At 61.8% G+C, this 20,425-nt stretch carries 19 protein-coding genes; 7 read left to right on the forward strand and 12 right to left on the reverse strand.

What is annotated here, in order from left to right; translation table 11 throughout:
- The 3 genes from WBG82_RS06425 to WBG82_RS06435 all read left to right on the forward strand — a co-directional run.
- Window positions 1–343: cytochrome c biogenesis protein CcdA (locus WBG82_RS06425; RefSeq protein ID WP_424422806.1), on the forward strand; the 343-nt coding region annotated here is incomplete at its 5' end.
- 23 nt (window positions 344–366) lie between these two features.
- Window positions 367–855 carry a signal peptidase II gene (gene lspA / locus WBG82_RS06430; protein ID WP_424422809.1) on the forward strand — a complete coding sequence of 163 codons (489 nt, stop codon included), beginning with the start codon at window positions 367–369 and terminating at the stop codon, window positions 853–855.
- Window positions 856–865: 10 nt separating this feature from the next.
- Window positions 866–2,110 carry a cytochrome P450 gene (locus WBG82_RS06435; protein WP_424422904.1) on the forward strand — a complete coding sequence of 415 codons (1,245 nt, stop codon included), beginning with the start codon at window positions 866–868 and terminating at the stop codon, window positions 2,108–2,110.
- A 35-nt stretch (window positions 2,111–2,145) separates the two neighbouring features.
- On the opposite strand, the gene WBG82_RS06440 is transcribed toward WBG82_RS06435, so the two are convergent.
- Complete coding sequence (locus WBG82_RS06440; RefSeq protein ID WP_424422812.1) at window positions 2,146–2,559, reverse strand: MerR family transcriptional regulator; 414 nt, start codon at window positions 2,557–2,559, stop codon at window positions 2,146–2,148.
- A gap of 67 nt (window positions 2,560–2,626) precedes the next feature.
- On the opposite strand from WBG82_RS06440, the gene WBG82_RS06445 reads away from it, so the two are divergent.
- The 4 genes from WBG82_RS06445 to WBG82_RS06460 all read left to right on the forward strand — a co-directional run bounded on the left by WBG82_RS06445 (window position 2,627) and on the right by WBG82_RS06460 (window position 6,678).
- Entirely contained in the window at window positions 2,627–4,831 is a 2,205-nt protein-coding gene (locus WBG82_RS06445) for a heavy metal translocating P-type ATPase (protein WP_424422814.1), read from the forward strand.
- Window positions 4,828–5,331: a copper chaperone PCu(A)C gene (locus WBG82_RS06450; RefSeq protein WP_424422816.1), complete on the forward strand. Its 504-nt coding sequence runs from the start codon at window positions 4,828–4,830 to the stop codon at window positions 5,329–5,331. The genes WBG82_RS06445 and WBG82_RS06450 overlap by 4 nt, the downstream gene beginning before the upstream one ends.
- Window positions 5,328–5,954, forward strand: a complete 627-nt coding sequence (locus WBG82_RS06455; RefSeq protein ID WP_424422819.1) for an SCO family protein — start codon at window positions 5,328–5,330, stop codon at window positions 5,952–5,954. The genes WBG82_RS06450 and WBG82_RS06455 overlap by 4 nt, the downstream gene beginning before the upstream one ends.
- Before the next feature lie 130 nt (window positions 5,955–6,084).
- The gene (locus tag WBG82_RS06460; protein WP_424422822.1) at window positions 6,085–6,678 is read left to right on the forward strand and encodes a methyltransferase family protein; all 594 of its coding nucleotides are present in this window, start codon (window positions 6,085–6,087) and stop codon (window positions 6,676–6,678) included.
- A 107-nt stretch (window positions 6,679–6,785) separates the two neighbouring features.
- Here WBG82_RS06460 and WBG82_RS06465 read toward each other — a convergent pair whose 3' ends face one another.
- The 11 genes from WBG82_RS06465 to mads1 form a co-directional block, all read right to left on the reverse strand.
- On the reverse strand, window positions 6,786–7,241 hold the full coding sequence (locus WBG82_RS06465) for a c-type cytochrome (RefSeq protein ID WP_424422825.1): 456 nt from the start codon (window positions 7,239–7,241) through the stop codon (window positions 6,786–6,788).
- Entirely contained in the window at window positions 7,238–7,375 is a 138-nt protein-coding gene (locus WBG82_RS06470; RefSeq protein ID WP_424422827.1) for a hypothetical protein, read from the reverse strand. The genes WBG82_RS06465 and WBG82_RS06470 overlap by 4 nt, the downstream gene beginning before the upstream one ends.
- 35 nt (window positions 7,376–7,410) lie before the next feature.
- On the reverse strand, window positions 7,411–7,851 hold the full coding sequence (locus WBG82_RS06475) for a DUF411 domain-containing protein (RefSeq protein WP_148914127.1): 441 nt from the start codon (window positions 7,849–7,851) through the stop codon (window positions 7,411–7,413).
- A gap of 30 nt (window positions 7,852–7,881) precedes the next feature.
- Window positions 7,882–9,360 (reverse strand): multicopper oxidase family protein, encoded by a 1,479-nt coding sequence (locus tag WBG82_RS06480; protein ID WP_424422831.1) that lies wholly within the window; start codon window positions 9,358–9,360, stop codon window positions 7,882–7,884.
- Window positions 9,361–9,446: 86 nt separating this feature from the next.
- Window positions 9,447–9,785 (reverse strand): hypothetical protein, encoded by a 339-nt coding sequence (locus WBG82_RS06485; protein WP_424422834.1) that lies wholly within the window; start codon window positions 9,783–9,785, stop codon window positions 9,447–9,449.
- Window positions 9,786–10,196: 411 nt separating this feature from the next.
- Entirely contained in the window at window positions 10,197–11,111 is a 915-nt protein-coding gene (locus WBG82_RS06490; RefSeq protein ID WP_424422837.1) for a restriction endonuclease, read from the reverse strand.
- Window positions 11,108–13,798 carry a DEAD/DEAH box helicase family protein gene (locus WBG82_RS06495; protein WP_424422840.1) on the reverse strand — a complete coding sequence of 897 codons (2,691 nt, stop codon included), beginning with the start codon at window positions 13,796–13,798 and terminating at the stop codon, window positions 11,108–11,110. The genes WBG82_RS06490 and WBG82_RS06495 overlap by 4 nt, the downstream gene beginning before the upstream one ends.
- A complete protein-coding gene (locus WBG82_RS06500) occupies window positions 13,795–15,486 on the reverse strand; it encodes a site-specific DNA-methyltransferase (protein WP_239798584.1) in 1,692 nt (563 codons plus the stop codon). The genes WBG82_RS06495 and WBG82_RS06500 overlap by 4 nt, the downstream gene beginning before the upstream one ends.
- The gene (locus WBG82_RS06505; RefSeq protein ID WP_424422844.1) at window positions 15,483–17,285 is read right to left on the reverse strand and encodes an AIPR family protein; all 1,803 of its coding nucleotides are present in this window, start codon (window positions 17,283–17,285) and stop codon (window positions 15,483–15,485) included. Before WBG82_RS06505 ends, WBG82_RS06500 begins: the two co-directional genes overlap by 4 nt.
- Before the next feature lie 16 nt (window positions 17,286–17,301).
- Window positions 17,302–20,163, reverse strand: coding sequence for an SNF2-related protein (locus WBG82_RS06510; protein WP_424422847.1), 2,862 nt, complete (start codon window positions 20,161–20,163; stop codon window positions 17,302–17,304).
- On the reverse strand, window positions 20,153–20,401 hold the full coding sequence (gene mads1 / locus WBG82_RS06515; RefSeq protein WP_424422850.1) for a methylation-associated defense system helix-turn-helix domain-containing protein MAD1: 249 nt from the start codon (window positions 20,399–20,401) through the stop codon (window positions 20,153–20,155). Before mads1 ends, WBG82_RS06510 begins: the two co-directional genes overlap by 11 nt.
- Window positions 20,402–20,425 lie beyond the last annotated feature (24 nt).

A 20,425-nucleotide genomic window follows, 5' to 3' on the forward strand; every position in this document is an offset into this window, starting at 1 on the left:
CGATGCCGGCGCATTTCAGGGGATCGAGCCGACGATGGTCTTCGGCATGCACGTCTCCCCGCTCCCACGGGGAGTGGTCGGCTATCGGGCCGGGGTCCAGTTTGCGGCCTCATCGCGAGTGGCAGTCTATTCGCTCGGACTTGGTCTGCCCTTCATCCTTGCCGCCCTGTTCATGCGCGGTTTCATGGCGCGAATGACGGCCATGCGGCGAACCGGACGCGTCCTGAAGATCGTTGCCGGCGGGATTATGGTAGTAATGGGTATCGCGATGATTACCGGCCAACTAAGTAGCTTCGCGATCTGGCTCCTGCAGACCTTCCCAGTTCTCGGCCAGATCGGTTGAGCCCAACAACGGAAAGGACAGGCATGCTGAAATTTGGGTTCCCCATCGCACTCCTCGCTTTCACGGTCGATCAGGTATCGAAGTGGCTGATCCTCAACCACGTCATGGCCCCGCCCCAGGTGATTCCGGTCACCGGCTTCTTCAACCTGGTCCTCGGCCGCAACACGGGCGTGAGTTTCGGGTTGTTTGGCGACGCCTCGCCTTGGGCACTGATCGCTCTCACGCTGGCGATTGTGGCCGGGCTCCTTGTCTGGTTGCAGCGGGCCGAACACCGCCTGACGGCCGTTTCGCTCGGGCTCATCGCCGGGGGCGCGCTGGGCAACCTCATCGACCGGCTGCGGCATGGCGCCGTGACGGACTTTCTGGATTTCTACCTCGCCACCTATCACTGGCCGGCTTTCAATCTCGCCGATGTTGCGATCGTGAGCGGCGTCGGCCTTCTGTTGCTCGAAAGCATCTTGCCCAGAGACGAGGCGAAGGGTCCGAAAAAGCAGCCGATGTTGATCCGATGAAGGCGCCTTGATGCCTCAGTTCCCTCGTGACAACGGGCTCGATGCGACGCTCGCGCTACTCAAGGACCCTTATAGGTTCATCTCGAAGCAGTGCCGCGCCTATGGAGCGGACCTGTTCGAGACCCGGCTTATGTTCCGCAAGACAATCTGTATGACGGGGCCGGAGGCGGCCCGACTCTTCTATGACCAAAGCCGGTTTGTGCGGCATGGCGCTATGATCGGGCGCATTCAGAAAACGCTGCTCGGAAGAGGTGGTGTGCAAGGGCTGGATGACGCGGCTCACCGACATCGCAAGCAGATGTTCATGTCCCTGATGATGCCTGGGCGGATCGAAGGACTGATAGCAACTACCGCGGAGGAGTGGCAGGCCCGTGCTCGCCTATGGGCGCAGAAGGACGAGATCGTCTTGTACGATGAGCTCCACGAACTTCTGACGCGAGCCGCGTGCGCTTGGGCCGGTGTTCCGTTACCCGAGGCTCAGGTGCGACAGCGGACGCGGGAGATCACTGCGCTTTTCGACGCCGCGGGTTCAGTCGGCCTCAAGCACTGGCGAGCTCGTTGGGCGCGGAAGCGGGCCAACCACTGGATTGAGAACGTTGTCGCGGAGATCCGTTCAGGGCAAATCTGCCCGCCGGTAGAATCGGCTGCTTACGTCATCGCAGAGCACCGGGGCCTGAACGGTGAGCTGCTGAGCCCTCACGTCGCCGCTGTGGAAGTCCTCAACGTGATTAGACCGATCGTTGCCGTCGGTGTCTACATCACCTTCGTCGCCCACGCCCTTCATCACCATCCTGATTGCAGGAGCAAGCTGGAAGCCGGTGACGACGGTTCTTACCCAGAATTCTTCGTGCAGGAGGTTCGGCGCTTCTACCCCTTCTTTCCCGCTGTCGCGGCGCTGGTGCGATCAGATTTCGATTGGATGGGATACCGCTTCCCTAGCGGGCGACGCGTTATCCTGGATCTTTACGGGACGAACCACGACGCCAGGACGTGGGACTCGCCTGAGGCGTTTCAGCCCGAGCGGTTTCGTGAATGGGACGGCAGCCCGTTCAACTTCGTTCCTCAAGGCGGCGGGGATCACAACGCCAACCACCGCTGCGCTGGCGAGTGGATCACAATCGAACTGATGAAGCAGGCATCAGACTTTCTGACCAGACGGATCAGATACCATGTGCCGGAGCAAGATTTGCGGATCGACTACTCACGGCTGCCCGCATTACCCCAAAGCCGGTTCATCATCAGCCGGGTAAGGTGACGCACATATGCTCCTGCCGCCGGGCGTCGTTCAGCTCAGCGTTGATCGTTAGGCGACAGCGCCTCGATGATCCGGCATTCGGCGATTGTGCCGCAGCCGCACTGGCTGAGAATGCTGTCCAGCTCGCGGCGCAGGGCCTGAAGATCCCGGATCTTGCGCTCCACCTCGCCGAGATGCTCGCGCGCGATCGCGTCAACAGCCTCACAAGGTCGATCGCGCTGATCAGAAAGTCCGAGGAGGTTGCGCACCTGCTCGATCGAGAAGCCGAGATCGCGCGCGCGGCGAATGAAGCTGAGACGACCGAGATGCGCGGCCGAATAGCTCCGGTAATTGCCGCCAGTGCGCTCGGGCTCCGGCAAGAGCCCGATGCGCTCGTAATACCGGATCGTCTCTACCTTCGTGTCGGTCGCCTTGGCCAAATCGCCGATTGAGAACTTATCGCGCGTCATCGTCTTGACCCTGTAGTTGCTACAGGGTCTATATGCGATGTCACATCGAAGAAGTCGAGGTGACATCATGGCAGGTGCGCTAGCCAGTGCGCTTAAGCTCCGCGTCGAAGGCATGGATTGCGGGGCCTGCGGGCTCAAAATCGAGAACGGACTGAAACGTCTGCCCGGCGTCAGCGACATCAATGTGAATGTCGGACTGGAGATGCTCTCGCTCGTTCTGGACGAGGACCGCACGTCGCGCACGGCGATCGAGGAGCGCATCCGCTCGCTGGGCTACACACCGCATCCCGTGGACGGCGAGCCTATGGCCGACGCAAATGTCCCACCTAGCCGACCTGAGACCGTCGATCGAACCTGGTGGCGCACCCGCAAAGGTCAGCTCGTCCTCGGCACCGGCGCGCTCCTTGTCCTGGCCTTCGTTGTCGCGACAATTGCGCCGAATGTGGCCGACTGGGCCTACGTGGCGGCGGCGGGTCTCGGCCTCGTGCCGATCGCCCGGCGTGCAATCGCCGGGGCTCGCCATGGTACGCCCTTCAGCATCGAAACTCTGATGTCCGTTGCCGCGATCGGCGCCATCGCGATTGGCGAGGGCGCAGAGGCCGCGGTCGTGGTCTTCCTGTTCGCGGTAGGCGAGCTGCTCGAGAACGTCGCCGCAGGACGGGCGCGCTCCGGGATCGCTGCGCTGATGAACCTTGTGCCGCGCGTCGCGCGGCTGGAGCGGGACGGAGCCGTGTTGGAAGTTCCAGTCGAACGGCTCGGCATCGGCAATATCGTCGTAGTCCGCCCCGGCGATCGCGTGCCTTCCGATGGAGAAGTTATCGAGGGTACGTCCGAGCTGGACGAGGCGCCCGTCACGGGCGAGTCCGTGCCGGTCCTGAAGGAGCCGGGCGGCGCCGTCTTTGCCGGCAGCATCAACGCCAATGGCGTGCTGCGGGTGCGGATCACGCGGACGGCCGCCGACAACACGATTGCCCGCATCATTCATCTCGTCGAGGAGGCGCAAGGCTCGAAAGCCCCCACGGCGCGCTTCATCGACCGCTTCAGCACCTATTACACACCCGCCGCCATGGCCGCTGCCGCCCTGATCATGGTCGTGCCGCCGCTGCTGTTCGGGGCGGAATGGTCGACCTGGGTCTATCGCGGCCTGGCGACGCTGCTCATCGCCTGTCCATGTGCGCTCGTCATCTCGACGCCGGCGGCGATCGCTTCCGGACTGGCCGCAGGTGCCCGGCGCGGGCTTCTCGTGAAAGGCGGCGCCGCGCTTGAGACGTTGGGCAAAGTTCGCACGGTCGCCTTTGACAAGACCGGAACGCTCACGGTCGGGCGGCCGCGCGTGACGGATGTAATTGCCGTCGAGGGCGACGATGCCGAAATCCTGGCCAAGGCCGCCGCAGTCGAAAGCGGGTCCAGCCACCCGCTCGGCGCCGCCATCGTCGAGGCGGCCGAGGCACGCGGCCTGGAGCTGCCGAAGACGTTCGGCGGGGCGATGGCGGTTCCCGGCAAGGCCGTGACGGCACGCCTTCGCGAGGGCTTCGTTTCGGTTGGCTCACCACGTTACGCGGCTGAGCAAGCCGAGGTGCCCGAAGAGATCGCTGCCCGCCTAAGATCGCTGGAGTCCGAAGGCAAGACCGCCGTTGTGCTGCTGAGCGGCAAGAGGATCCTCGGCATCATCGCCCTGCGCGAAGAGCCGCGCGAGGATGCCGCCGCCGGCGTGGCACGCCTCAACGAGCTCGGCGTCCGGACTGTCATGCTGACCGGTGACAACGCTCGCACGGCTGCTGCGATCGCCGGCAACCTCGGCTTGGAAGCCAAAGCGGAGCTGCTGCCCGACGCCAAGCTCGCCGAGATTGGCGCGCTGAGAGCGCATGGTGGCATCGCCATGGTGGGCGACGGCATCAACGATGCGCCGGCACTGGCAGCCGCCTCGGTGGGCATCGCCATGGGCGGTGGCACCGACGTCGCGCTGGAAACAGCCGACGCGGCGCTTCTGAAGAACCGGGTCACGGGTGTGGCCGAGTTGGTGGAACTGTCGCGTGCGACGCTGGGCAATATCTGGCAGAACATCGCTCTGGCGCTCGGCCTCAAGGCCGTTTTCCTGATTACGACGCTCACCGGCACGACGACGCTCTGGATGGCGATCCTCGCCGATACCGGCGCCACCGTGCTCGTCACGATCAATGCGCTGCGGCTCCTTCGCTTCCGTGCCGATCGCGCCTCGACGAGTGGCACGGGTGCGAGCGCAGCCAACGAGAGGATCGGAGTGACAGGATGAAACTGGTGAAGACCCTCGCACTCGGCCTGATACTGAACGCGGCGGCGCAGGGTGTGCTCGCCCATGACTACGAGGCCGGGCCACTCGCGATCGACCATCCCTGGGCGCGGGCAACGCCGCCCGGAGCGCCAGTCGCCGGCGGCTATCTCACCATTACCAACACCGGGACCGAGCCCGATCGCCTGCTCGGCGGCTCCTCGGATGCCGCCGAGGCCGTGGAGATCCACGAGTCGACAATAACTGATGGCGTGGCGCGGATGCGCTCAGCCGAAGACGGGATTGCAATCGCGCCCGGCGAAACCCTCAGGCTAGAGCCCGGTGCCGTCCACATCATGTTCGTCGATCCGGCAAAGCCGCTGAAGGACGGCGAGCGTTTTCCGGCAACGCTCATCTTCGAGAAGGCCGGCGATGTCGCGGTCGAGTTTGCGATCATGCCGATGGGCGCAACGCCGGAAGCGCCTCAGAACCACGAAGGCCACGGAGCGCCCGTATCACAATGAAAGCGTTGAAGATCATCCGCATCGCCGCCTGGGGCGCGGTGGCGATCGTTGGGGGTGTGCTTTTGGCCTTCAGCGGCCTCCTGCCGGGCGTCGAGAGACCCGGAGCGGTCACTTCGAGCACGGCCACGGGCGTTGCCGCGATCGGCGGTCAGTTCGAGCTGACAACGCATAGGGGCGAGATGCTGACCAACGAGGACCTGGAGGACACTCCATATCTCGTCTTCTTCGGCTTCACCCGTTGCCCGGACGTCTGCCCAACGACGCTGTTCGAGTTGACAGGCCTGCTGGCAGACCTCGGGCCGGATGCCGACAAGATCACGCCGCTGTTCATCACCGTCGATCCCGAACGCGACACGCAGGAGCTGCTCGCAAGCTACATGTCGTCGTTCGACCCCCGCATCCTTGCCCTGCGCGGCACGAAGGAACAGACGGATCAGGCCGCGAAGGCGTTCGCCGCCTACTACGAGAAGGTGCCGCTGGAAGGCGGTAACTACACGATGGACCACACCGCCGGCGTCTACCTGATCGACGCTGAGGGTGAGTTCATGGGCACGCTCGACTTGCACGAGCCGAAGGAAAACCAGCTTCAGAAGCTCCGCCGGTTGGCCAACACGGCCGCGTGAACAAAGAGGAAGATGCCATTGGGCGAACTGGGACCGGATGCCGACCCTTACGGCGTGCTACCGGTGCGCCGCGACGGATTGACCGAACTCTACGCGAGCTATCCCTGATCGGCCGGCCTTAAGACGCAACATGACACCTATCGAGACCGTCTGCTCCGCAATTGTATTGGCCTATATGGCGCTATTCCTGATGCTAACAGCCCGCGCGGCACGGACGTCGGGGCGATCCCTTTGGCTGTTCGGCGAAGGATCGGAGAGGCAGGCACTCCCGGCGCTCCTGTTCCGTCTCGCGTTCGCCGGCGTCGCCGTCTACGCGCTGGCAGCGCTGGTTCTGAGCGACGCGCTGGCCGACCCGGTGCACGAAGTGGTCGATGGCCGTTTCGGCGATCTGGTCGGCGGCGTCCTCGCCTTAGCCGGAGCAGGCTTGGCGCTCTATTCGCAGATCTATATGGGTCTATCCTGGAGGATCGGGGCAGCGTCGGGAGAGCTCGGCACCATCGTGCGAACGGGACCATTTGGCTTGTCGCGCAACCCTGTGTTCGTTGGCCAGGTGATGCTGTTCGTCGGCTTGGCTTTTGCGCTGCCGAACCTCATCCAACTCGCCCTGACCTTCGTGCTAATCGCGGCTGTGCACCTTCAGGTCCGGATCGAGGAACAGGTCTTGAATCGCGATCTCGGTGCCGAATACCAAACGTACTGCCGTGAGGTGCGACGCTGGATCTGACAGTCCCGGATTGTTCATTGTAACGTGCAACGCGATGGCCGTCGGCCCTTGAGCCGAAGCGGCAGCGGCCGTCAAGACGCCAATCCCCACGTCGATAGGGGCGCCTTTCAATGCGTCTCGTCCCTCTCGCGTCGGCTCATCTCCGCCTGATATGCGCGCTCCCGTTCCGGCCACGTGCTTTTGATGAAGGCCAGGATGGCGTGGATCTCCTCGTCGCTCATTATGTTCCCGAATCCCGGCATGTCGCTCTCGTACCCGTTTCCAACCACGGCTGCCGGACCCTCCTTGGTGATTCGGAAGAGGACGCCATCGGGATGGTGCCAAGTGTGCCCTGAGGCGTCATGCGGCGGGGCGGGCATGCGACCCGAAGGAAGTGGCCTCTTCCACTCCGGTTGGCCTTCCAAGGTGGCGCCATGGCAGGCCGCGCAGTGTTCGGCATAGAGCTGCCGCCCCTGCGCAATCACCGCGGCCTCACCCGAACCTGCTCCGAATGGCCAGCTCCACGCCACCACAGCGGCTCCCGCAAGCACGGCGACGGTTACCAAGATCGGAGTGCTTCTCATTTCCGACCGCTGAAGAAGAGGTACTTCACCAGCGCCGCGGCCGCGAGGACGAGCACGATGACGAGCAGGAGCCAACCCAGTCCCATGCCCAGCATCATGCCGCCCATTCCATCCATCATTCCGCCGTCCATCATCGTCGGCTCCTTTCCGGTTCCGGGTGTCCGCTGTCCTATTCGCGCGCGTAGACCCCGCCGATGGCGCCGGATTCCGTGATCTCCAGCATCTCGAAGGGCGCCTCCTTCGCGCCGCTCATACCGGGCGAGCCCATCGGCATGCCAGGCAGCGTCACGCCCTTGATGTCGGGCCGCTCCGTCAGCAGCTTCTCGACCGTGCCTATGGGGACGTGGCCGCTGACGACGTAACCGTCGATGAACGAGAGATGGCAGCCCTGGAACTCGTCCGGAATGCCCGCCTGACGGCTCATCTCGGCAAGGTCATGCGTGGGCTTCGTCGTGACGGTGAAGCCGTTCTCCCGCAAGTAGTCGGCATAGCCCTCGCAGCACCCGCATTGCGGGTTCTTGTAGAGGGTGACGTCCTTGTCGCCCGCAAGCGCCGGGACAGCGCCCCAGACGAAGCAAGCGAGGACGAGGGTGTTAAGAATGGTTCGCATTTTCGGTTCTTCTTTCGGCGAGAATTGAGGTCAGGCGACGCGGAAAACGCCCATCATCCCGGCGGCCTGGTGTTCGAGAATGTGGCAGTGGAGCATCCAGTCGCCGGGGTTGTCGGCGACGAAGGCGATCTCGATGCGCTCGCGCGGCGACATCAGCACCGTGTCCTGCCATTCGCGGTGGGGAGTCGGTTCGCCGTTACGCGAGATCACGCGGAAGGAATGGCCGTGCAGGTGGATCGGGTGATGCCAAGCCGTCGCGTTGGTCATCGCGATGACATGGCTCTTGTCCCGCGCCAGCGTCAGCATCGGGTCCATGACATGGCCTTCCGCGGCGACGCCGTTGATGAACCAGATGCCGCCGGAATGCATCATGTCCACCATCGCGCCCATGTTGCCCATCATCCCGCCCATCGCGCCTGACGAACCCTCGCCCATGCTGCCGCCCATCTCCTGCATGACCATGGCGCCCATCATGCCGCCGTTGAAGGTGACCTTGTGGCGGGCGGCTGATATGAGATCCGGCTCTAGCAGCGGATTGGGCGGAAGGGCGACAGGCCAGTCGGGGGCGGTCTCCCGAAGCGGCCGATCGTCATAGGCGAGATCGACCAGGCGATATTCGAGGTCCTTGTAGAAGCGGTCGGTCACCGATACCCGGCTTCCGGCGTCCGCCGTCATGTCGAGGATGATATCCGCGCGCATGGCGGGTCCGAGCACGACGAGTCCGTCCTGCGGCGCATGCGGCTCGACGGGCTGCCCGTCCAGCGCGATCACGACGGGTCCGTGGCTCCCGAAATCTAGGCCGAATATCCGTGCGTTGGCGGCGTTGATCAGGCGCAGGCGAATGCGCTCCCCCTTGCGCACAGGAAAGATATCCGGCACGCGGCCGTTGATCGTCACCGTGTTGCCGACCCGGCCGTTATGCATCATGTCGTGGCGGTTGCCGAAGTCGTCCCGCATCTCGGCGGTTTCTGTCAGCCGCCAGTCGGAGAGCACCCAGGTCAGGTCGCGGTCGACCCGGACCGGATCGGCTTCCTCCACGATCAGCGGGCCGTAGAGGCCGCGGCCGACCTGTTCAAAGCTGCGCTGGTGGGGGTGATACCAGAAGGTCCCCGCATCGACGGCGTCGAACTCATAGGTGAAGGTCTCGCCGGGCGCGATCGGCGCCTGCGTTAGGTGAGGCACTCCGTCCATGGCGTTCGGGACGCGCAGGCCGTGCCAGTGCACGGTCGTCTCTTCGTCAAGCGCGTTCTCGACCGCGATCCGCAGGCGTTCTCCCTGGCGGACACGGATTTCCGGGCCGGGCAGCCTGCCGCCGTAGCACCAGACCGCTGTATCGCCGTACGGCTCGGGCGCGATCTGGGCGCGGCCCGGGCCGGCGCGAAGCCGGAACTCCCGCAAGCCTGCGGCACGGGCGTTCGATTGCGGTGGAAGCATCGCACCGGCCGAAAGGGCGGCTGCCGATGCGAGAAAGGTCCGACGCGTCAGCGCCGGCAGACGTGGATAGGACATGGATCAATCCTGGAACAGCCTGAGGGGACGCGCGGCGTAGCCAGGCGCGTCGACGGGTCGGCTGCGAGCGATATCGCCGCGGCCGTTCAGCCCAAGCGTATAGTTCGGGGAGGATGGAGATCGGGCGGACCCGAAAGGTCGCTGGTCGGTGTCGGGGTGCCGATCACCACGACATCGGTGACATTCGGCAGATCGGTCCCCGCAGGCGTGCAGATCGCGGCTAAGCTTGTCACGCAGAACTGGTCGCATTCCGACGCCTGAGCGTCATCGCCGGGACAGTCCTGACAGTCCGCCATGCCTCCATCGTCCATGCTCGACATGGACATCATCAGGGACATTTCGGTGGAAGCCGCCGCATTCGCCGCCGTGCCCGCAGCGAAGGCTGCGAGAAAGATGAACGCGAGTATGCGGACGAGCTTGCTCATAAGGTCAAGCTATTCCTGTCAGCGCAATAAGTCGAGATTAGGATTGCCGCGGGCAATCCGGTGAGGGACTATCGCCGGATCTACGCACGAGCCAGGTTGCGGAGCCTGTGCAATTCGGAGTAGAGCCGCGCCAGAGAAGGTTGGATGGCAGTCCCGTCCCCTCCGCCATTTCTACCCTGTCGAACGTTCTCCGCACGCGGACGCGACGCTGAAACGCCAAGGAACCGCGCGGTTGGGGCGCGAACCTCTGGACTGCGACGTCGGCACACTCGGCTTCGAGCGTTCTCTCTCCGCCCTTTTTCTCTCGACCTCTGGACTGAACCGGCGCCAGTACGGAATTCTAAGGCTCAGAAATCAAACAAGAAACTGCCGCCGACCTACCACCCGAATTGATATCCCCTTCGCCCGGCGTCAGTCCTCCGAGAAGAAATCCTCGTCCAGGCGCTTGAACTCCAGCACACGGCTGGAACGCACCCCGACACCGTGCTCGACCATCAGCTCCGTCAGGCGGCGTCCGTCAATCAGGATCACACGCTGCGGAATGCGTGATGCGAACTCGACGGCCTGGGCAGAGAACGTCGAGGTCGTCACGAAGACGCCCTTTGACGCGCCGAGGCCGACCAGACTTCCGGTGAATGCCTGGATCTCGGGCCGCCCGACCGCGCTTCCCGGGGAGTATCGTTTCGCTTGGACGTAGACGCGATCGAGACCGAGAACATCCTCGTTGATCACGCCGTCAACGCCCCCGTCGCCCGATTTGCCAAGTTGCTCGGACGCATTTCGATGAGAGCCCCCGTAGCCCATCGCCACCAGAAGATCGACGATGACCTGTTCGAAGAAGCTCGGGCTGTTTTGAAGGATGCGGTCCAGCAGGTCTGCGCGAAGTGCAGCGTGGACAGCTTTGTATGCGGCTTCGACCACCTCCTCAGGCGTCGCGGACGGAGGCTCTACTTCAGCAGCCGCGGTGACCGCCTCGGAATCGTCCCCACCCCGGTAGAAGTCGCGAAACGCCGGGATCGCAAGCAGATACTTGGTATCGAGGCTCGCGGGCGGATTGGCCAGCACCTGCTGCCCAGCCGGAGTTATTGCAAAGCGTCCGCGCCTAGGGCTTTCGAGCAGTCCAGCCTTCGTCAGATAGAATTTTGCCCAATGGATGCGGTTGTGGAGAACGCGCTGTTTGCCGCTCGGCAGCATCTGCTCGCGCTCTTCATCCGAGAGACTGAATTTCGTCGCAATCTCAGCTTCGGCCAGTGGCACGGAGGTTTCGGCCTTGGCGGCTACCTCCAGGACCGGGAGCATGAGGGATTGATAGTCGGGGATGCTCATTTCCCATCCCCATACTGTCTGGCCAACCCCTCAAGCGTCATGTTCTCGGCTATGGCGTCGTGCGGGATCAGCACGTAGGTCCACGGCTTGCCGCCAAAATTGCGCGCGTGCGCGCTGGCCTGCTGGCACCATCGGACAGCGACTTCCTTCTTGGCCAGCACTTCGCCGTCGGTCATCTGGTTCGACGCCTTGGGCTCCAGCATGAAGATCCGATCTCCCGTTTCGGCGACGAAATCCGGCTGGTACTCGGGATTATCCGCTCCCCACTTGTAATAGATCTGGAACTGCCCCTTAGCCGGCTTGAACCACTTCAGCGCCTCGCGTTCGAGGATCACCGCGAGTTTGCGTTCAGAATCGGACTGGAATTTCTGAACCGGGTAAAGGCACCGGCTGAACCCGCCGAAGAGGTACTTCGACATGTTACTCTTGTCGGTGGGAGAGGTGCGGAAGTCCAGCGGCTGCTCGCCCGCCGCGGCCGTGTAGGCGCTGGGCCTCAACGCGGTGAAGCCGCGCGTGATGACGACCTCATAGTCGACGTCCGTGTCCTGCCAGAAGTGCTTCTGCATCTGGGCATGGACGAAACGTGCGATCTCGCGCTGATGAAGACGCAGGACCTTGCGTGCATCATCAGCCGAGAGGTAGGAGCACAGATGAGAGACGACCTGCTCCGCGAGATCGTAAAGAAGATCGGCATGCTCGTCATAGGCCACGTCGTCGAAGTCGATAAGACCGCTGACGACGTAATCCTCAAGCCTCTGCTCGTCGATGCTGCCTCGACCGAGCCCGATCACGTCGACCTGCTCTGTCCGCAAATGTCTGATCCATAGCTCGTCATCTGGCGCCGGATACTTGATCGAGGACAGATCGAGCGTGAAGGGCTTAAAGCCTGATTTCACCTCGCCCTTCGGCACCACCAGAATGCGTGGGATGTCGATCGTTTGCTGAACGACAATCTCGGTGGTGCGCGCCACGACCGCCGCCAGGTCGGGCTGTTCCGTGATGCCGGTCAGTTCCATCTGGGCCGGGCGATACTGCGTCGTCACCTCCCTCAGCACCGCGGCCTGGACATCGGGCTGCTGAAGATAGGAGACGCTCGGTAGCTTATCGGGCTGGCTTTCGAATCTGCGGATCACGTCGTAGGTGATCTGGGCAATCCTCTGCTCCTCGGGACCGAACACCGGCGATGCCCTATTGGGCTCCGACTCATAAGTGGTCGCCGTCGGATGCTCGGGCTGAAGCCCCAGTTTCGCAGCAAGCTGCGGCTGCGAGACGATCGTGACCGTCTTTTGCTGAAGCTGGTCGGGATTGAGTATCACCTGCTGCAGGCGGATCGTGGAGTTGGGATTGTTCGCCTCCTCCACGATCTCCTGGAAGCGGTCATGCGCGACGATGTTGAGTCGATCGACAGCCGTAACGCCGGTCCGCTTGCCATAGGGAAGCCGAAGACCACGACCGATGGATTGCTCGATCAGCGTGCGCGCGTTCGCCGCGCGGAGCGGCACGATCGTGTAGAGGTTGGTGACGTCCCAGCCTTCCTTCAGCATGTTGACGTGGATGACGATCTCGGTCGGTTCGGACGTCAGCTCGACACGGAGCAACCGCTCGACCATTTCGTCCTCCTCGGCGCCGGTCTTGCTGGAATCGACTTGGATCACCCTCTCCGCATAACGCCCTTCGAAGAAGCCCTCCGACTGGATCAGCTGCATCAGCTGGCCCGCGTGCGTCGTGTCCCGCGCGATGACCAGCAAGAACGGCTTGACGATCGGGTTCATCGTTTCGCGCGCATAGGTCTCCAGCTCGACCTTCACGCTCTCATGGAGCCGCACGCCGTCTTCGAGCTTCAAGCGCTCGATCTGCTCCATCGACATGCCAGCCGGGTTGAAGTTCTTCCGGGTGACGACGGCGGGTTCCTTCACAAAGCCATCCGCCATGGCGCGGCCGAGCGGATAGTCGAAGATGACGTTCTTGAACGGGCTGGGGCCGCGATTTGTCTCGACGAAGGGTGTGGCCGTGAGCTCCAGTCCGAGAACGGGCTTCAGCTCGTTGATCGCGCGAATGCCGGCCGAGGCGCGATACCGATGCGACTCGTCCATGATCAGCACGAGATCGTCGAGCCCGGAGAGGTAGTCGAAGTAGCTCTCCCCGATCTCCTCGCGAAAGCTGCGGATGCGCGGGCTGCGCCCGCCCCGAACCTCGGAATTGATCTTCGAGATGTTGAAGATGTTGATCGTCGTCGGGAACAGCTGGCCACCGCTCGCGATCTGCCGCTCGTAGTTTTCGCCCGTGGTGATGACGGGCGGGGCAACGGCGAACTCCGAGATGCCCTTCAGAACGTATTTCGGGGTGTTGGGCGTGAAGTCGGTGATCAGCTTTTTGTAGATCGTCAGGTTCGGCGCGAGGACGAAGAAATTGTTCAGCCCGTGCGCCAGGTGGAGATAACCGATGAAGGCACCCATCAGCCGCGTCTTGCCGACACCCGTCGCCAGCGCAAAGCACAGGCTGGGGAATTCCCGCTCGAAGTCCGTTACGCCGGGAAATTCGCTTTGAATGGCGGCAAGGGCCGCATCCAGCTCCGCGCCTTTACGGGGCGGCACGATCTCGGTGATCCGGTCCAGGATTTCAAGAGACTGCCGCTGCGGGGGACGCAGGCTGAGGCGGCCGGCGATGGAGTTCACATGACGGTTCATTTGCCGCCCCCCTTATTCGCGCCGAACAGGTCGGGCTGCTTCGACTTCGCTTTGCTCGGCGCACTCTCGTCGGCCGCGGGCTTCGGCGGCGCCTTCGGCAGGTTCTCGACGTTCAGGCTGTAATCGTCATGGCCCCACTCGCAGCGCGCACGAATGTGATTGGGAATCTTTTTCACCGTCAGGTTGGGCCAGCGATCGACGTTGCCGCGGAAAGCCGAGCACAGGACGAGCAGCGTCTGATCCGGCCCGACCTCCTCGCTCAACTGCTGGAGCTGCTCGGGGCCGAGCGTCTGGGTCGTTACATAGATGAAGTCACGCTCGGTCGAATGCCCCTGTTGCCAATAGACGGCGTCGCTCGGCGCATAGGTGAAGCCCTCCAGCTTGCACAGGGCTTCAGCCAGCATTTCAGCGTTGTAGGCCCTGCTGATGACCTCGCGGCCCCATTTGTCGGTTTCGAGCAGCGATGGCGCTAGCTTGAAGTAGCGGAAGCCGCCGCCGCCCTGCCACCCGACGGCCTCGGTGATGCCGCCCTTGTCATCGCCGTCGATGACCTTCTTCAGTCGCGGGATGATGTGGGTATGGCAGTGCTCGCCCAGCTCCACCATGATCCAGCGGCGACCCATCTTGTGGGCGACGGCGCCGGTTGTGCCGGACCCGGCGAAAGAGTCGAGAACGAGATCGCCGGTTTCCGTAGCAATCTCCAATACCCGTCTGAGCAACTTCTCTGGCTTTGGTGTATCAAATGGGCGCACCCCATCAATAAAGCCTTTCGCCTCTGCTTTTGCGTTTCGGTTGCTTCCCGCAAACGAATGGGTCCAAATTGTTTCAGGCGGTCTAGAGCTATTCTCATCGGCATAGATGCGGAAGTTCGCGCTCCATCCCGACCGCCCCTTTACCCACTCGATGCGCCAGCTTTCCTTCTCGACCCGCTCCGGGCTCCAGCGCCACCGACTATCGCTGCCATCCGGATTCTTGGGAAAGACTTCAGTTCCATCTGGCGCAGTTATCGAGAAGAACATTGTTGGTCGCGCTTCTCGTGTGCCTTCAGCCCCCATCGCTCGCAAAGGCTTTAGATAGTAACGTCTACCTGCATCGTCGACTTTGTTATAGTGAGAAGGAACTTCAGCATCGTCGGAGAAAACATGTTTGATTTTCAGCTCGTTTATGTTCTTGGCGAAGACAATGAGATGGTCGTGTCGTGACGAAAAATAGCGCGCGTCCATTCTGGGGCTGTCGGCCTTTTCCCATGTCACATCCGCCAAGAAGTTTGGCCTGCCAAATATTTCATCGGCCATCACTTTTAGATAGTGGGCCTCATTGTCATCCAGCGTTATCCAAATAGAACCGTCATCTGTAAGCAAACGTCGGAAAATTTCCAGCCGATCGCGCATCAACCCAAGCCAAATCGAGTGCTCCAGCCCGTCATCATAATGCTCAAACGCACTTCCCGTGTTGTACGGCGGGTCAATGAAGACGCACTTCACCTTGCCAGAGAACTCCTGTTCCAGCGCCTTCAGCGCGAGCAGGTTGTCGCCAAAGATCAGCCGGTTGTCGAAGATGTCGTTCTCACCGATCCGGTGCGCGGCATGGTAGGATTTCTCGGGATCTTCGAGCAGGATGCGCGGCTCCAGCCGCGGCCGGTTTTCCTTGCCGACCCATGTCAATTCAAGTTTTTGTTTCTTGCTCATGTGATATTCCTGATCTGCGGCGCCTTCGCCGACAGAAAGTCGAAAAGGGCTTTTTGAGGGTATGGATCTGTCAAGACCATCTTGGCCTTAAGGGGCGCGATCGCAGGATCAGCGCCCAAGCCGTAGTGGTCGATCATGACGTCGCGAAGCAGGGGAATGGCGTCCGTCTGATTGCGGAAGATTGCCAGGGGCCCCTTGAGTGCTGTCTTCGGCTGGACAGCGCCCCATAGCGTCTGACGGGCAAGATCAAACGCCGCGCCCAGCTCGGTCTTCAGCTTCGCCTCGTCAATGAGCGTGGCCCCGGCAATCGCCTGTCTGATGCGCTTCACCAGGACGAACCCGAGGCCATATCCCCCATGCTTGTAGGTGAGCCGTTCCGGGCCATTGGCCGCCCTGGCCTCGGCAAGAATCCTGGATTGGATGTAACGCAGCGCTCGTACCGCGTTCGCCAGTTCGATGCCCGTGAGGGTCGCGTTGAAGAGGTTCTGATATGCGGCGGACTCGGTATCGAGAAGCTGGGCCGGCTCCTTCTTCAGCCAAACGACATATCGAGGGTCCGGCTGAAGAAGCGCCAACGCCTGCGCCGCCTCGTCGATGCGGATACGCTTTGGATCCTGCGCATTATCGGGCCCCTCCGCCTTGTAGGCGTAGTGGATATCGAGATAGGCGAGTTCACGCCGCAGCCGTTCTTGCTGATCGTCCAGGGCAGCGAAATTGGCGAGGAGAACGGGATTCTGGTGATTGCGCGCCCGGGTGACGGATTTACCAAACGCCTCGTCGGAATCAGACTTGATCAGCGTGACCAGGACGGAGGCGGCTGAGATGTCGGCCGTTTTGTTTTCCGCCGCATAGCGAGCCGATGACGCGATGGTTTGTGCTCCGTTGATCACGGAGAGACCGGTCACCTTGAACTTTTTCTCGGCGCGAGAGCCATTCTTCGGCTCGATCTGCTCGCATAGGGCTGTGACGCCGTTGTTAAGGTACATGAAGTCGGCTGGATTGGTCGCGAGCGTTTCCCGGATCGAACGGTTCACTTCCGTGGTCTGGCCAAGGAATACCCGGATGTTCTTGGCGTAGAGCGCCTTGCCGTGCTTTTCGTGCAGGCCGACCAGATCAGCGACCTTGGCCAGGCCGAAGTAGGTCTTTCGGGGCGCCATGGAGGACGCCCAATCGTGCAACGTCAGATTGGCGTCCACCCGCGGATAAGCCTGACCCGCCTGGAGATCCGCGGCAACTCGATCCGAGCCGTAGTCGACGGCCGCCTTAGTTAGACGTTCCTCGCCGTGATCTTCGTCGTTCAGGAGGTCGTTGATCGCAGTTTCGGCGTGGTTGCTGATCCCGGCGCCGGTATGGGCGATGACAAGTTGAATATGCGAGCAGGCCTCCAGCGCCCCCTCGATCTCGGCCTGCCTGTTCGTGACGTGCCCGTTGAAGCCGGTAAAATCCTGCTTGATGAGCCGTCTCGCACCCTGGCAAAACGCATTGGCCTCGTCCTGGCTGAAGGTTTCCGAGGCCTTCAATTTGCCTTGGACAAGGAAAAGTGTTTCCGAACTGCCCTGATAGTAAATCGCGTCGATGCCGAAATCGTCGAAATCGTCGACGACAGCCGCTGCAGCATCCTTCGGAGAAATTTCGCACAACTTATGAAGCGCGAATGCGCTGAAGGCGCGCGATAAGTTCTTCTTCGCCTGCTGATCAGCCGGCTTTGTCTGATCCTGCAAAGGGGGGAGATTCGGCACGAAATCCCGTGTGAGGGCTGTTTCCAGAAGAGCCATATAGTCTGCACTGAGCGGAGCCATGGTCTGCATCTCTCCGTCAGTGAAGGCGCCAGCGAATCGTGAAAAGCGGAGCGAGATCGACCTTCTGCTCCAACTTTCCCTCGATCTGGGCGATGAGTTCGGACCTCTGCTTGTCGATCTCGTCCTGCGCGTCAAACAGCGACCGGCGCTTCTGATTGCGAAGCGCCTCGAGTGACTTGATCTGCTTCTGGCCGGTCAGCTTTTCTTCCAGAGTCAGAGCCGCGGTCGCGGCCCGTCGCGCCTCCTTGATCTGCCGATCGATCTCCTTGATTTCCCGCTCAAGGCCTACCTTGAGGTCGTCGGCCCAGCCGTCGAGCTTGTCCGCTTCCAGCTCGAAGAAGCGTGCATTCCGCTCCGAGACGGCGCGCTGGATCAAGCGCTGCTGCTCGCGGATCGTGGCGTCCAGCCGCGTGATCGGCTCTGCAGGAACGTCGATCGGCGCTTTGTTGTGCCCATTGAGAGTGAGGAGGCGCTCGCATGCTTCTGCGCTCAAGCCTTCTCCATCGTCTGTCTCGGCGGCCAAAAGAATGTGATCTTCGGCTTGATCGAGGGCCTCGATCGTAAGTACGCAGACCTTGAGCCATCCAGCCTGCCCGCTGAAAGGTTCCAGAATGCTGATCTTGCCGGAGTGGTTGGAGTAATCGAACGTGATCTCGGCAGGCGGCAAGTCGCGGCTCTGCGCCCGCGCCACCACGGCTGAACCAAGCGGATGATTGACCCGGTAGAGGTGGGCCTCGCCGGAACGGCGCGGCAGTTCGTAGAGGCCGAGTGGGATTTCCTTGCCGTTTGCCCATGGCGGCCGCTCGGCGAGCGTGAACGAGGACGTGTTGTGGAAGTCGGCCACGCCGTTGAGCTCGTGGCTGGTCACACGCATCAGCAGTTGCTCGAAGCGGTCCAGGTAGACTTTCGCATCCTCGTCACGCACCTTCAGCTTCTCGCGAACTTCGTCGTCGAAGTTCTCCAGGAGCTTCTGCCTCGTCTGGCTCATCGCCTCATTGATTTCGAGGCTTAGTTCCAGCTGCAGCTGATCAAAGGCGGTTCGGATCTCATCGGTTTGGCGGCATTGCTGATAAATGGCGGCAATGCGCTTCTCGAAGTCGACCCCCGACTCGATGACGCCCAGAACCTCATCGCTAGCTCCGAATACGCCTTCAAACAACTTGAACTTTTCGGAGAGTAGCTGATAGACGCGCTGATCAGCCTCGTTCCGCCGATTGATAAAATTCACCACAACGACGTCATGCTTCTGACCGTAGCGGTGACAACGCCCAATACGCTGCTCCACCCGCTGCGGATTCCAGGGCAGGTCGTAGTTCACGACCAGCGAGCAGAATTGCAGGTTGATGCCTTCGGCGCCCGCTTCGGTCGCGATCATGATGCGCCCCTCCTCGCGGAAATAATCCACGAGGGCGGACCGCATGTCGGCCGTTCGCGATCCGGTGACCCGGTCGGAACCCTTATGTCTCTCGATCCAGCGCGCGTATATCTCTCTGGAACGCTGATCGGTGTTCGTGCCGTTGAAGAGGACGATACCGTCCGCATACGGGCTATCTGCCAGGACCCGCAGCAGATAGGCTTGAGTGCGGCGCGATTCCGTGAAGATGATGGCCTTCTGCGCCGCCCCAAGCTCTTCGGCTTTTGCGAAGGCGACGCCCAGCGCCTTCAGCAACGCCAGGCCCTTGGCATTGTGTTCAATGGATGTGGCGAGCCTGGCGAACTCGTCGAGGTCGGCAATTTCCGCTTCGATCGCCTTGCGGTCTGCCTCTGTCAGGGGTTCGAGCTCTTCCTCGTCCGTCCATTCCTCCGCCGTGGCGTCGAGCGCTTCGTAATCCTCACCGAGGTCGTCTTCGAGGGAAGTCGCGGCCTCGTGCTTGCGCAACTTTTCCTGCAATCGAGCAGAAATTGACGATAGAGCGCCCGCGATAGCGAACGTTGAAGACGCGAGCAATTTGCGCAGGACCAACGTCATCAGCGACCGCTGACCCGACGGCAAAGCCTGAAGGTTGTCGCGCCTAAGGTAATCCGAGACCAGCTGATACAGCCGATCCTCGCCTTCGGCAGGCGTGAATTCCTCGACGATCGGCAAACGGCGCGTGTAGGGGATGTAGGCGGTCACCTGCCGGCGCAATGTGCGATGACAAATCGGTTTCAGCCGCTCACGAAGGACGTGGAACGTCCGTTCTCGACTGAGGTTGGCGAACTGTTCCCGAAAGCTCTTCAGATCCCCAAATGTATGCTCATCGATAAAACTCACGAGGCCGTAGAGTTCAAGGAGAGTGTTCTGAAGGGGGGTCGCGGTCAGAAGCAGTTTCTGCTTGTGCTCCAGCGCTCGCTTGAGCGTGTTCGCGATTACATTCGACGGCTTGTAGACGTTCCTCAGCCTGTGGGCTTCGTCGATCACTACGAGATCCCAAGGCATCGCATGGACGTCTGCAGCCTTGTTCCGGGCAAACTGATACGAGCAAATGACGATCGAGTCGGCCGCATCGAAAGGGCGGAATGATCCGGCTTTGATGGCCTCATTATAGGAACGCGATTCGAGGATCACGCACGGAAGAAAGAATTTCTCATTGAGTTCCTGGTGCCATTGCTTGCGCAGATTGGAAGGTGTGATGATCAGGATCCGTCGCTTCCGCTCCGCCCACCTCTGAGAGATGACGAGGCCAGCCTCGATCGTCTTTCCGAGCCCCACTTCATCAGCGAGCAATGCGCCTTTGGAGAGGGGAGATGAGAACGCGAAGAGGGCTGCGTCCACCTGATGCGGATTGAGATCAACCTGCGCACCGGCAACGGCCCCTGCAAGCTTCTCGACGCTGTCCGGAGCGCATCTTTTGGTCAGTTCGTGCGCGAAATATTTCGCGTGATAATCAGTGATCATCAGGCCTCCGTCGCTTCTTGGAGGCGTCGTCCGAATCAGATGGCGAGGGTATCGGACCGTCGTGATAAGAGGCCTTCTGATGCTCGATCCATTGGTCGAGGTCCAGGCGCTTGAATCGCCATTGCCCACGCACCTTGAACGCCGGGATCTCCCCGCGTTGAGCCATCGTGTAGACGGTCTTTTCGGCGACCTTGAGCAATTGGGCCACCTCCGGCAGCGTCAGAATCTCGTCCGGCATGGACCAGCCCCTCATGGAATCGAT

This window comes from Parvibaculum sp., assembly GCF_049671045.1.
Taxonomy (GTDB): domain Bacteria; phylum Pseudomonadota; class Alphaproteobacteria; order Parvibaculales; family Parvibaculaceae; genus Parvibaculum.